Origin of the sequence: Nonomuraea sp. B19D2, from assembly GCF_040137845.1 — a bacterium.
GTDB lineage: Bacteria > Actinomycetota > Actinomycetes > Streptosporangiales > Streptosporangiaceae > Nonomuraea.
Genome location: NZ_JBEFAK010000009.1, coordinates 14,005 through 26,433, shown reverse-complemented (window position 1 = coordinate 26,433; position 12,429 = coordinate 14,005). Strand labels below are relative to the sequence as shown.

General features: G+C 70.4%; 12 protein-coding genes. 5 read left to right on the top strand and 7 right to left on the bottom strand.

Going from position 1 to position 12,429, the window contains the following annotated elements; all coding sequences use genetic code 11:
- Positions 1-8: 8 nt before the first annotated feature.
- From ABN273_RS18500 to ABN273_RS18490, 3 genes are all read right to left on the bottom strand, one after another.
- Positions 9-845, bottom strand: a complete 837-nt coding sequence (locus tag ABN273_RS18500; protein WP_349450144.1) for a siderophore-interacting protein — start codon at positions 843-845, stop codon at positions 9-11.
- Positions 846-942: 97 nt separating this feature from the next.
- On the bottom strand, positions 943-1,899 hold the full coding sequence (locus tag ABN273_RS18495) for an alpha/beta hydrolase (protein WP_349450143.1): 957 nt from the start codon (positions 1,897-1,899) through the stop codon (positions 943-945).
- 388 nt (positions 1,900-2,287) lie between these two features.
- Positions 2,288-2,725, bottom strand: coding sequence for a hypothetical protein (locus tag ABN273_RS18490; RefSeq protein ID WP_349450142.1), 438 nt, complete (start codon positions 2,723-2,725; stop codon positions 2,288-2,290).
- Positions 2,726-2,890: 165 nt separating this feature from the next.
- On the opposite strand from ABN273_RS18490, the gene ABN273_RS18485 reads away from it, so the two are divergent.
- The 3 genes from ABN273_RS18485 (at position 2,891) to ABN273_RS18475 (ending at position 6,025) form a co-directional block, all read left to right on the top strand.
- Complete coding sequence (locus tag ABN273_RS18485; RefSeq protein WP_349450141.1) at positions 2,891-3,457, top strand: MFS transporter; 567 nt, start codon at positions 2,891-2,893, stop codon at positions 3,455-3,457.
- Between the two features lie 48 nt (positions 3,458-3,505).
- Positions 3,506-4,234 carry a YcnI family copper-binding membrane protein gene (locus ABN273_RS18480; RefSeq protein ID WP_349450140.1) on the top strand — a complete coding sequence of 243 codons (729 nt, stop codon included), beginning with the start codon at positions 3,506-3,508 and terminating at the stop codon, positions 4,232-4,234.
- A gap of 276 nt (positions 4,235-4,510) precedes the next feature.
- Positions 4,511-6,025: a serine/threonine-protein kinase gene (locus tag ABN273_RS18475; protein ID WP_349450139.1), complete on the top strand. Its 1,515-nt coding sequence runs from the start codon at positions 4,511-4,513 to the stop codon at positions 6,023-6,025.
- Here ABN273_RS18475 and ABN273_RS18470 read toward each other — a convergent pair.
- From ABN273_RS18470 to aceA, 3 genes are all read right to left on the bottom strand, one after another.
- Positions 6,012-7,205: a TolB family protein gene (locus tag ABN273_RS18470; protein WP_349450138.1), complete on the bottom strand. Its 1,194-nt coding sequence runs from the start codon at positions 7,203-7,205 to the stop codon at positions 6,012-6,014. The two genes, ABN273_RS18475 and ABN273_RS18470, sit on opposite strands and share 14 nt — an antisense overlap.
- Positions 7,202-7,705 carry a SigE family RNA polymerase sigma factor gene (locus tag ABN273_RS18465; RefSeq protein WP_502911060.1) on the bottom strand — a complete coding sequence of 168 codons (504 nt, stop codon included), beginning with the start codon at positions 7,703-7,705 and terminating at the stop codon, positions 7,202-7,204. The genes ABN273_RS18470 and ABN273_RS18465 overlap by 4 nt, the downstream gene beginning before the upstream one ends.
- 143 nt (positions 7,706-7,848) lie before the next feature.
- Positions 7,849-9,135: an isocitrate lyase gene (gene aceA, locus ABN273_RS18460; protein ID WP_349450136.1), complete on the bottom strand. Its 1,287-nt coding sequence runs from the start codon at positions 9,133-9,135 to the stop codon at positions 7,849-7,851.
- A 244-nt stretch (positions 9,136-9,379) separates the two neighbouring features.
- Between aceA and ABN273_RS18455 the strand changes: the two genes are divergently transcribed.
- Positions 9,380-10,852 (top strand): helix-turn-helix domain-containing protein, encoded by a 1,473-nt coding sequence (locus ABN273_RS18455; RefSeq protein WP_502911059.1) that lies wholly within the window; start codon positions 9,380-9,382, stop codon positions 10,850-10,852.
- 33 nt (positions 10,853-10,885) lie between these two features.
- On the top strand, positions 10,886-11,812 hold the full coding sequence (locus tag ABN273_RS18450; protein ID WP_349450135.1) for a glucosyl-3-phosphoglycerate synthase: 927 nt from the start codon (positions 10,886-10,888) through the stop codon (positions 11,810-11,812).
- 30 nt (positions 11,813-11,842) lie between these two features.
- On the opposite strand, the gene ABN273_RS18445 is transcribed toward ABN273_RS18450, so the two are convergent.
- Positions 11,843-12,415 carry a TetR/AcrR family transcriptional regulator gene (locus ABN273_RS18445; protein WP_349450134.1) on the bottom strand — a complete coding sequence of 191 codons (573 nt, stop codon included), beginning with the start codon at positions 12,413-12,415 and terminating at the stop codon, positions 11,843-11,845.
- Between the last annotated feature and the right edge of the window lie 14 nt (positions 12,416-12,429).

The following is a 12,429-nucleotide window of genomic DNA, read 5'->3' as shown; positions in this document are numbered from 1 at the left end:
GGAGGCCTCTACGAGGCGAGCGTCGCCGCCTCCTCGGCCTCGAGCTGCCGGTTCCAGTCGCGCTTGATCTCGCGCCACTGCTCGTCGTCGGCCCCGGCCCGCCAGTATCCGGAGATCGACAGCCGATCCATCCCGATCCCCCGCTCTACCCGCAGGTGGCGGCGGAGCTCCTTGACGAACCCCGCCTCCCCGTGCACGAACGCGTGCACCTCACCCTCGGGGAACTCCAGCGCCCGCACCGCCTCCACGAGCCGCTGGCCCACGGGGCGCTCGCCCCGGCAGACCCAGGTGATCCGTGCGTCCGCGGCGGTCTCGAGCTTCTGCTCGTCCTCGGGCGCGTCCACCTCCACCAGAACGTGCGCCAGCGCCCCCTCCGCCAGCTCCTCCAGCGAGGCCGCGATGGCCGGCAGCGCGCTCTCGTCGCCCACCAGCAGGTGCCAGCCGGCCGCGGGGTCGGGCGTGTACCCGCCGCCGGGGCCGAGCATGAGCAGGACGTCGCCGGGGACGGCGCGATCGGCCCACGGTCCGGCCAGCCCCTCGTCGCCGTGCACCACGAAGTCGAGGGTCAGCTCACGGCTGTCGGGGTCCCAGGCGCGTACGGTGTAGGTCCGCAGCCGCGGCCAGTGCTCGCGCGGCATCGTCTCGCGACAGGTCTTCACGCTGAACGGCTCGGGATATTCCACCCCTTCGTACGGGAAGACCAGCTTGACGTAGTGGTCCGTCAACCCGGAGGTGGCGAAGTCGGCCAGCCCGTCGCCTCCGACCACGACGCGGACCATGTTCCGTGAGATCCGCTCGGTCCGCAGGACGACGCCCCGATGGTGATCCGTGGGCTTCTCAGCCATCAAACAGGCCCCCTGACTTAAGTTAGGTATACCTAACCTTACACTTCTCCGAGGTGTCAGCGTACGCCGATCATCACGAAAGGGGCAGTGGCGAATTTCACGCCGCGGCGATATCGCCCGTGGACGCGCGCCGGGCGGCGACCGCTCGCAGGAAATACGACATGTGCCGGAACGCCAGCCGCGCCTCGGGCAGCACGTCCGCCAGGATCGGGAAGACGTGCGGCATGTGTTTCCACTCCTCGTACCGGACCTGGACTCCGGCCAGGCGTGCCCGTTCGGCCACTCTCCTCGCCTCATCGCGCAGCACCTCGGTCGACCCGGTCACGATCATGAGCGGCGGCAGCCCCGTGAAGTCCCCCAGCACGGGGGAGACGAGCGGATCGTGCGGGTCGAGACCGGCGGTCCACCGGCGCGCCAGCCACCGCACCCGGCCGGCCGGGAGCATGGGGTCCTGCCAGCGGTTCGCGCGGCGGGGGAAGTCGGTCAGGTCCGCCCACGGCGACAGGCAGATCGCCGCCGCCGGCAGCGGGAGCTTGCGGTCGCGCAGCGCCAGCAACGTCGCCAGCGTGAGGTGGCCGCCCGCCGAGTCCCCGGCCAGGATGATGTCCTCGGGCGCGTGGTCGCGCCCCAGCAGGCAGTCGTACGCGTCCAGCGCGTCGGCCAGCGAGTCCGGCAGCGGGTGCACGGGCCCCTGCCGGTAGTCCAGCGCCAGCACCGGCCGCTTGGCCGCCACCGAGAGCCGCCAGGTGATGGACCGATGCGTACGCGGCGAGCACGAGAAGTACCCGCCGCCGTGGAAGTAGAGCACCACCTTGCGATCGTCGAGCCCCGGGCCGCCGCGCACCCACTCGCCCTCGCACGCCGAGAACGCCTCGGGTGCGACGGTGACGTGCTCGGGCTGAGGCACCCGGACCAGCCGCCCGAGATCACCGAGGCGGGCGGCGCAGGCCAGGGCGAGAGGATGGCGCATGAGTATCGTCGAAGCCGGCTTCAGGGTGCCGTGCATCAGGCCGATCAGCGCGCGGGCCTGCCAGCTCAAGGGGTACTCAGGCACCAAGTCCCTGTCGATCCGCATATTGACCCTCCGACGAATCTCCTTCCCCCGACGAGATCGTCCTACCGGCCGGTAAGTATCTCATCGCTTACGCGGATATTTCGGCACTGTGACACGCTCGTCGTACGAGGTGCACCGGACGCCGGCCACCGGCCCGTACGACGTCATACTGGTCTTCTGCCCTGACAGCGCCGCACTTCACCAGACGTTCCCGGCCGCCATGGCCCTCCTGGCGAAGAACGGCGGCCTGTGGGTCTGCTGGCCGAAACGTTCCAGCAAGGTGCCCACGGACCTCTCCGTTCGACGGCACCCTCGACGACCTGATGGCCACGGCGCCCGACCAGGCGAGCCTGGAGGACGTGGTCACCCGCCTCTACACGGCCGCGCCTCAGTAGTAGCTGCCCTCCGGCGTGCTCTCGTAGTCCTCGTCCAGTTCGTCGTCCCGCCGCGACCAGCGCGACGGCATCAGTACGGGGATGAAGAGCGCCACGCCGAGCAGGGCGAACACGCCCGTCGTGAGCAACGTCTTGGCGCCGAAGCCGACGTCCCTGATGAGCTGGTTGACCGACGGCTCGCTCGGGATGAGGGAGAGCGCCCTGTTCATGTCGAGGGCGTAGACGACCGTCCAGGCCAGCAGGACCATCGACGGCACGAACGTCGCCAGCGGCGATATCCGGCCCGCCACCACCAACCCGAAGACCAGCCCGATCGCGGCCATCGCGCCCAGCGCGATCCACATCTTCTGGCTGTCCGGGGGGTTCGCCGCCGCATTGCCGACGACCTGCTGGACGGCCCAGCCGCCGCCTGCCACCACGGCTGCCGTCACCACAAGCCCTATGAGGAAACCACCCAAGTGCCGCAACGTTCTCACCTCGATGTCAACGCGGTCGGCACGACCTTAGCGACAAATGGTCCATTTCGGACAGGAGTTGTGCAGCTTCGCACTACAGGTCTCATGAGTGACTGCCCCGTGAGAGCATGGAGCACACCCATGCGCGCGCAACTCCCTCTAAGGCTCGCGCGGGCGGCCGCCTTCTCCGCCGTCTGCGTGACTCTCGCCGCGTTCGCCCACATGCTGGGCGGCGGCTCGGCGCCCGCGCCAGGGGCCGCCGGTCTCGGGCTCGCGGGCGTGTCCGCGCTGGGGCTGGCGCTGTGCGGCAGGGAACGCTCGACGGCGACGATCAACGTCGTCCTGGTGGCCGCCCAGCTGGGGCTGCACGAGCTGTTCGCGAGAGACGGCGAGACCTACTTCGCCCTGCGCGGCCTGTTCTCGACGCACGCCGCCGTGCACAGCCACCTGCAGGGCGGCCTGGCCGTCAACACCGGGATGCTGCTCACGCACGTGACGGCCACGCTGATCACGGGCCTGTGGCTGGCGCGCGGCGAGGCCGCGCTCTGGTCGTTGCTGCGCCTCATCGGCCGCCGTCTCGTGCTGCTGCCGGCGGTCGCCGTGCCTCTCGTACGGGCTGCCGCGCCGATCGTGCTGACCAGGGTCGTCCCGCTCCAGCCGGAGTTCCGGCACTGCGTGGCCAGGCGTGGTCCTCCACTTCCCGCCTGACCATCTGACACCCCTTTCATTTCCCGTTCACCAAGTGGAGTTCTTCGCATGTCCTTCGTACGCCGTGCGGCGACCGTGCTCGCCGCCGCCACCGCCCTCACCGCCGGGCTCGCCATCCCGGCGCTGGCCCACGTCACCATCCAGCCGGGCACCGCCGAGCAGGGCGGGTTCACCAAGGTCGCGTTCCGGGTGCCGAACGAGCGCGACAACGCCTCGACCGTCAAGATCGAGGTCAGCTTCCCGACCGACCATCCGCTGGCGTTCGTGTCGGTCAAGCCCCTGCCCGGCTGGGACGTCAAGGTCACCCAGGGCAAGCTGCCCAAGCCGGTCAAGACCGAGTACGGCGACCTCGAGGAGGCCGTGACCAAGGTCATGTGGTCGGGGGGCAAGATCAATCCGGGGGAGTTCCAGGAGTTCGAGGTGTCCATGGGGCAGTTGCCCAAGGACACGCAGTCGCTGACGTTCCCGACGAAGCAGACGTACTCGGGCGGTGAGGTGGTGGACTGGGCCGACCCGCCCAAGGCGGACGGCACCGAGCCCGAGCACCCTGCCCCGACGCTCAAGCTGGTCGCCGCCGGCGCGGGTGACGGGCACAGCGACGGCCACAGCACGGCCTCCGCCGCTCCGGCCGGCGCCACGCCCTCGGTGGTTCCGGTGGCGGCGCAGTCGTCCACCTCGGACGGCACCGCCCGCCTCCTGGGCGGCGCGGGCCTGGTGGTGGGCGTCATCGGCATCGTGATCGGCGCCCTCGGCCTCCGCCGCCGCCCCACCTCCTGAGCCCACGCGCGCCCCGGGCCGGACCGCCCCGAGCTCCGGCCCATCCGGGACCCGGGTGGAGCATTCTCCTCCGGCACGCCAGGCCGGAACACCACTTCAGACCGTCGAACCACAGCCCTTACTAACCCCGGAGGAACGACCGCCTTACCTGCAATACCCCTTATGGCAGACATGCGGAAAGCCTCCGCGGATCCGGCCACAGTGTGCTTTGCCGTGTCCCTGATCAGGAGAGGCGAAAACCGGATGGCGCGTGGTGCGAGTGACATGCCTCCTGGCGTGCGACCGCTTACGGTGGGCGACCCGGTCATCATCGGCCGATACCTGCTCCTCGGCCGCCTCGGCACGGGCGGGATGGGAGTGGTGTATCTGGCCGAACACCCTCAGGGTGGCCTGGTAGCACTCAAGACGCCGCATGCGGTGCATCTCAACGATGCCACGTTACGCGCGCGCTTCGCTGAGGAAGTGACTTTCTCGCGAAGATTGGTGCCGTTCTGCACGGCGGCGGTCGTGCAGGACGGCACCGACAAGGACCGCCCCTACCTGGTGAGCGAGTACATCCCAGGCCCGGCGCTCTCTCAGGTCGTCGGGGCCAGGGGGCCGCTCACGCCCGACCTCGCGTACGGCGTGGCGCTGGGCGTGGCCGCGGCCCTGGTGGCGGTGCACGAGGCAGGGCTGGTCCACCGGGACCTCAAGCCGGGCAACGTGCTGCTGTCCACGCGGGGGCCGCACGTCATCGACTTCGGCATCGCGCGCGACGTCGACACGCTGGCCGCGCACACGCAGGCCGGGCAGGTCATGGGCAGTCCCGGCTGGGTGGCGCCGGAGCGCCTGACGGGCGGCCCCGCGGTGCCGGCGTCGGACGTGTTCGCGTGGGGGTGCCTGGTGGCGTTCGCCGCGACAGGGCATCACCCGTTCGGCGGCGGCGAGGCGGATGTGCTGACCCGGCGCATCCTGTTCGACCCGCCGCGGCTCGCGGGCGTGCCCGCCATGCTCCGGCCCGCCGTCGAGGCCGCGCTGGCCAAGGATCCCGCCGACCGCCCCAGGTCCCCCGACCTGCTGCGGGTGCTGCTGGCCGCCGGTGGCGTCGGCGGGCCCTGGGACCTGCGGCAGGCGGTGGCCGGGGTGCTGGAGGAGATCTGGACGCCGGTGCCCTATCCGCCCGGGGGAGGCAGGGTACGCCTCGCGTGGCCGCCCGGCGACACGGACTCCGGCCCGGAGAGCGGTGTGGAGCGTTCCGATATGCGCAGGAGGCGCAGGAGGAGTGCGGGGGCGCACCTGTCGCACGCCAGTTTCGCCGCCCTGGCCACGGTCTCCATCGCGGCCATCACGGTGATCGCGGCGGCGGGCGGCGACGGGACGAGCATCGGGGGAGGTTCGCTGCTGCCGGGCAACCCGCCGGTCGTGCAGCCCCATGGCAGCGCCGGCTCCACCGTCCGGCCCTCGGCCGCCCCCACCCGGCCCGTGCCGCTCACCCGGGCCGGGACGGCGGCACCCACCACGTCCACGCCCACGGTGTTCGCCACCACCACGCGCACGAGGAGCCCGCTCACCCTGCGCAGCCCGTCGCCCGAACGCAAGAACACGTTCCAGCCGCCGGCCACGAGCGGTCCCGAGGCCCCCGATGATCCGGGCGAGTGCGCGAGTCCGGCCGGGAGGCGGCGGGGGAGCGCGGCCAGAAGGGACTGCCCGCAGCCATCGCAGTCGATCACCACGATCCCTCAGGACGGGCCCGGCGAGTCGCCGGGCCCGACCGTGTCCGTCTCGGAGACGCCGACGGCTACCGGATCTTAGCCAGATCGATCAGGCAGAGGTCGTTCCCGAGGGGGTAGCTGAGGAGCCTGCCGGTCGGATCCGAGGACGGCAGCCTGATGAAGGTGCTCTCACCACGGATGCCCAGGTCGCCCGATTCGCCGGTGTTCAGGTCGTACAGGCCCACACCCTCGGGCTTCCCGTCGCCGTACGTCGAGACGTAGAAGCGGTCCTGGGTCGGCGGGCGCAACGGGGACACGTTGCCGGGCACGATCTTCTGCTCCGAACCGTCGCGCTTACGGAAGAAGGATTCGCCGTCCTCGGTTTGGCCGAGACAGATGGTCACGCCGCACGTGTGCAGCTTCTCGCCCGGGTTGACGATGGCCGTCCTGGCCTCGCCGGTCTCCACGTTCAGGATCCGCTCGAACCGGGTGCCGCGGGGCTCGCCTCCCGCCGCGGGCGTGCCGACCCACGGCCAGGACAGCAGGTGCATTCCGGTGCCCCTGTCGACCGGTTGCACCGCGCCGCCCTCAAGCGACACAGTGAAGACGCCGCCCGTGTAGAGCGAGAAAACGATCTTGTCGTTGGCTATGGCGAGCCCGTCGATCCCGCTGCCGTCGTCGGTCACGTCGAGGCGGTGGTCGGCGACGACCTCCGCCGTGCCGCCGTCCAGCGGCACCGTCCAGAGGTGCGCGACGCGGTCCTTCGTCTGGGTCCACCAGGCCACGTGACCGCTCCCCACGGCGAAGCCGTTCGCGAAGCCCACCGTGCCTTCGGGCGCCGGGACGGTGGCGATCCTGCGTTCCGCGCCGCCGTCGAGGTCGTAGGCGTAGACGGCGCCCGTTCGCGCGGACTCGGCCGAAGCCTCCATGAGCACCGTACGACCGTCGATGACCGCGACCGGCCGCCACGGCACCACCCCGGGTCCATTTGCCGGGACCTTGCGCACCGCCTCCGGCCAGACCTTCTCCACGTGTTCGGCGGGGCGCTCGGAACGTGTCTGCGTGGCGGGCACCGCCGTGATGGTGTCGCCGCCCCGTACCACTGCCATGGTCGCGCCCGTGACCAGCACGACCGCCGCCGCGGCCAGCGCCACCCGGGCGCGTCCCCTCCTGCGCCGGTGGATCCGCTCCAGCCGCTCGGGCAGCAGTGCGGGCAGCCGGGGAGCCTGCCCGGCGGCCTCGCCGAGCGTCCTGCGCAGGGTCTCCTCAACCTCGGTCATCGTACGTTCCCCCTGGTCATCGACTCGGACGGGACGGCGCCGCGGAGTTTGTCCAGCGCGCGGGAGGCCTGGCTGCGTACCGTGCCGCGCGAGATCCCGAGCACGGCGGCGATCTCGGCGTCGTCGAGCTGCTCGTAGTAGCGCAGCACCAGCACCGCGCGCTGCTTGCGCGGCAGGCCGGCGAGCGCCTGCCACATCCGGCGCTCGTCGCCGCTGGGCAGCGGGTCGTGGTGCTCGCCTTCCGGCAGGTCCCAGGCGAGCAGCTCGCGCCTGCGCAGGCGCCAGGCGGCGATGTGCAGCCTGGCCATCGTGGTACGCGCGTAGCTCTCCGGGTTCTCCTTCGAGCGCAACCGGGACCAGGCGCCGCGTAACTTCAGCAGCGCCTCCTGGACCAGGTCGGCCGCGTCGTGCGGATTGCCGGCCAGCACGTAGCCGTAGCGCAGCAGCGCGTCGCCGCGTTCGGCGACGAACTGCGCGAACCGGGGATCAGCTTCCAACACCCCTCGCCCTTCGTCGTTCCTTCACCTCCGAGAGGAACAAGGCGCGGAAACTGTTGCATGAGAAAGGCCGCGCCAGTGCTGGGGGAGAACTGGCGCGGCCGTCGCCGGGGACCGCCGCATGCCCGGAGGGCGGTCCGGCGAGATCAGTGGGCGAACTGCTCCTCCTCCGTCGAGCCCTTGAGCGCGGTCGTCGAGGAGTCCGGCGCCACGGCCGTGCTGACCAGGTCGAAGTAGCCGGTCCCGACCTCACGCTGGTGCCGGGTGGCCGTGTACCCGCGCGGCTCGGCGGCGAACTCGGCCTCCTGCAGTTCCACGTACGCCGACATGCCCTCGGCGGCGTACCCCTGGGCCAGGTCGAACATGCTGTAGTTCAGCGAGTGGAACCCGGCGAGCGTGATGAACTGGAACTTGTACCCCATGTGCCCCAGCTCCCGCTGGAACTTGGCGATGGTGGAGTCGTCCAGGTGCTTCTTCCAGTTGAACGACGGCGAGCAGTTGTAGGCGAGCATCTGGTCGGGATACTCGGCCTTGATCGCCTCGGCGAACTCGCGGGCCACGTCCAGGTCGGGCGTGCCGGTCTCCATCCAGAGCAGGTCAGAGTGGGGCGCGTACGCCAGGCCGCGGGCGATGCAGGCCCGCAGCCCGTTCCTGACCCGGTAGAAGCCCTCCGCGGTGCGCTCGCCGGTGGTGAACTCCTGGTCGCGCGGGTCCACGTCGCTGGTCAGGAGCGTCGCGGCCTGTGCGTCGGTCCGCGCGACGATCAGCGAGGGGACCCCGGCGACGTCCGCGGCGAGGCGGGCGGCGTTCAGGGTCTTGATGTGCTGGCCGGTCGGGATGAGCACCTTGCCGCCCAGGTGGCCGCACTTCTTCTCGGAGGCGAGCTGGTCCTCCCAGTGCACGCCCGCGGCGCCCGCCGCGATCATGCCCTTCATGAGCTCGAACGCGTTCAGCACCCCGCCGAAGCCGGCCTCGGCGTCGGCCACGATGGGCGCCAGCCAGTGCGGCGCGTCCGGGTCGCCCTCCGACCAGGTGATCTGGTCGGCGCGTAGCAGCGCGTTGTTGATGCGGCGCACCACGGCGGGGACGGAGTTGGCCGGATACAGGCTCTGGTCCGGGTACGTCTGCCCGCCCAGGTTCGCGTCCGCGGCGACCTGCCAGCCGGACAGGTAGATCGCCTTCAGGCCCGCCTTCACCTGCTGGACCGCCTGGTTACCGGTCAGCGCACCGAGGGCGTTCACATAGTCCTCGGTGTGCAGCAGCTCCCACAGCCGCTCGGCGCCGAGCCGGGCCAGCGTGTGCTCCTCCTGCACACTGCCGCGCAACCTGATCACGTCCTCTGCGCGGTACGTGCGCTCGACGCCCTCCCAGCGAGGGTCGTTGTCCCATTCGTCCTGCAGCTGCTCGGCAGCTCCCTTGAGGCGATCGATCATTTTTCACTCCTTTTCGTCCCCTGGGGCTCACGCCGAGTCTGTGCCCTGGCCGGGCCGGTCAATAGTCGAAACCTGACAGAAGAATCGAATAAGTTTCCTGATTGTGCATTACTCGCGGGTATTCAGCTGTGAAGAAATCCAGAGTTTTCCCGTTGGACTAGACCAATCCGAGTGACGCGGCCGCTGCCGCAGGGCTCGGCTCGGAGGCTAGAAAATGGGCCGAATTTCTGCCTAAGATGCCCACATGGCGCCCTTGCTAGGTGAAGAACCGCTGTCTTTGACGCAGGAGCTCGATCTGATTGCGTTTGGCCAGCGCCTGCGCCACCTGCGGAAACAGCGCGGACTCACCCTGTCGGACCTCGGCTCGCGCGTCGGCCGGGCGCCCAGCCAGCTGTCGCTGCTGGAGAACGGCAAGCGCGAGCCCAAGCTCTCGCTGCTCAAGGGGCTGGCCGCCGCCCTGGGCGTGCCCGTCGAGGAACTGCTGCGCCGCCAGGCGCCCAACCGCCGCGCCCAGCTCGAGATCGCGCTGGAGGAGGCGCAGCGCGACCCCATCTACGCCGGGCTCGGGCTGCCGCGCCTGAAGGTCTCCGCACGCGTGCCGAACGACGTTCTCGAACATCTCCTCGGCCTGTACGGAGAGCTGCGCGCCAGGCAGGCCCGCGGCACCGCCACTCCGGAGGAGGCCAGGGTCGCCAACGCCGAGCTGCGACGCATGCAGCGCGAGGTGGGCAACTACTTCGGCGAGATCGAGCAGGCCGCCGCCAAGGCGCTCGACGCGGTCGGCTACCGTACGGGAGCGCTGTCCCAGAGCATGATCCAGAGCCTGGTCACGCATTTCGGCTACACGGTGCACACGGCGCAAGACCTGCCCAGGTCCGTGCGTTCCATCACGGATCTCCGCAACCGCCGCATCTACGTCAAGCACGAGCAGCTCGGCATGCACACCCCGCGTACGATCCTGCTCCAGACCCTCGGCCACCTCGCGCTCGGCCACGGCAAGCCGCGCGACTTCGCCGACTTCCTGCGCCAGCGCACCGAGGCGAACTACTTCGCCGCCGCCGTCCTCGTCCCGGAGCGGGCCGCCGCGCTCTACCTCCAGGAGGCCAAGGCCGACCGGGCGCTGTCGGTGGAGGATCTGCGGGACGTGTTCGCGGTCTCGTACGAGATGGCCGCCCACCGCTTCACCAACCTCGCCACCCACCACCTGGGCCTCGTCTGCCACTTCGTGCGCAATGACGCCGGAGGCACCATCTACAAGGCGTACGAGAACGACGGCATCGTCTTCCCGGCCGACGAGCAGGGGGCCATCGAGGGGCAGCGGATGTGCCTGCAGTGGTCGGGGCGGCAGGTGTTCGCCTCGCCCGATCGGTTCTCGGTGTACTACCAGTACTCCGACTCGCCCACCGGGACCTATTTCTGCGTGGCGCACGTGGATCCGTCGCGCGAGCGGGACTTCGCGATCACGCTGGGTGTGCCGTACAAGGAGTCGCGCTGGTTCAGGGGCCGGGAGACCACCAACCGCACCAAATCCAACTGCCCCAACGGCGACTGCTGCCGCCGCCCGCCCGCTGACCTGGCCGAACGCTGGGAGGGGTACGCCTGGCCGTCCGCCCGCGCCAACTCGCACGTCCTGGCCGCGCTGCCGCCGGGCTCGTTCCCGGGGGTGGACGAGGCCGACGTGTATACGTTCCTGGAGCGGCACGCCACCACCGCATAAGCTGAAATGTGGGGATACGGGGGGAGGTGTCGCATGCTTCCTGAAGTGCGGGGATGGTTGCGGCGCCGTACTTCGTCCGCCGCGGACTGGCCGCTCCGGGACCTGAAGGCCGCCAAAGGGGAGACCACGGTGAGCGTGGTGCTCCCGGCCCGCGACGAGCGGGCGACCGTGGGCGAGATCGTCAGGGTGATCCGGCGGGAGCTGGCCGGGCTCGTCGACGAGATCGTGGTGATCGACTCGCGCTCCTCCGATGACACGGCGCTCGTGGCCGCGCGGGCGGGGGCCTCCGTGCACGCCCAGGACGAGATTTTGCCGCAGCTCGTGCCGCTGGACGGCAAGGGCGAGGCGCTCTGGAAGTCGCTGGCGGTGACTTCGGGGGACGTGCTGGTGTTCGCCGACGCAGATATCCGGAAATTTCGTGCTTCGCTGATATTTGGCCTGCTTGGCCCGCTCCTAGCGGACCCCACCGTGGTCTATTCCAAGGGCTGTTATGACCGCCCGTTGAACGGCGCCTCCAACGGGGGCGGCCGCGTCACCGAGCTGGTGGCCCGCCCGCTGATCAACCTCCACTGGCCGCAACTGGCCGGCTTCGTCCAGCCCCTGGCCGGCGAGTACGCCGGCCGCCGCTCGGCCCTGGAGCGGGTGCCGTTCCTCACCGGTTACGGCGTGGAGCTCGGGCTCCTGATCGACCTGCTGGAACTGGCCGGGCTGGACGCGCTCGCCCAGGTGGACCTGGGGTCGCGCGAGCACTCACCGCAGTCGACCGAGGCGCTCGGGGGGATGGCGTCCCAGATCATGCTGGCCGCCTGGTCGCGGTTGCAGCGGCAGGGCAAGATCCATGCCTGCCACGAGCCTTCGGTCCGGTTGACGCAGTTCCGCAGGAGGTTGGACGGGCACGACGTCCTGCTCCGCGACATCGGGATAGGCGAACGCCCGCCCATGATCACCATAGCCCCGTAACCCCTGCTGGGCGTCGCACGCGGGCCGCCGCTACTTGAAGCCGGCTGCCACGATCTCGGCGATCTGGTCCCGCATGGCCTCGTGGTCGTCCGCGGCATCGCCCAGGATGATCCGCCCGAGCTGCGGCACCATCGACGGGAACAACGCCAGCCCCGTCAGCAGGAACACCATCCGCGCCACCCTCGCGGAGGGCTCCACCCCCAGCCCCTCCGCCAGCGAACGTGTCTTGCGGGCGCAGCGCTCCACCCGTGCCTCCTGCCCGGGCAGCAGGTCCGGACCGCGGTAGTTGAGCGCCTCCCACATCAGCAGCCGCACCAGCTCGGGATGCGTGTGGTAGTAGTCCGTCAGCTTGGCCACGTACTCCGCGGGATCGGCCCCCGGGAGGGCGATCTGCGTGGTCAGGTCGTCGAGCGCCTCCGTGATGACGGCATCGAACAGCTTCTCCTTGCTGCCGAAATGTCCGTAGATGCGTTCCTTGTTGACGCCGGCGCGCTCGGCGATGCGATCCACGCGGGCGCCCGCCACGCCGTACGCGGCGAACTCCTCCCGTGCGGCCTCCAGCAGGGCGGCGCGCGTGGCGGCGGTCGAGACCTTGGGTGCCATGCGGCCCATCATAG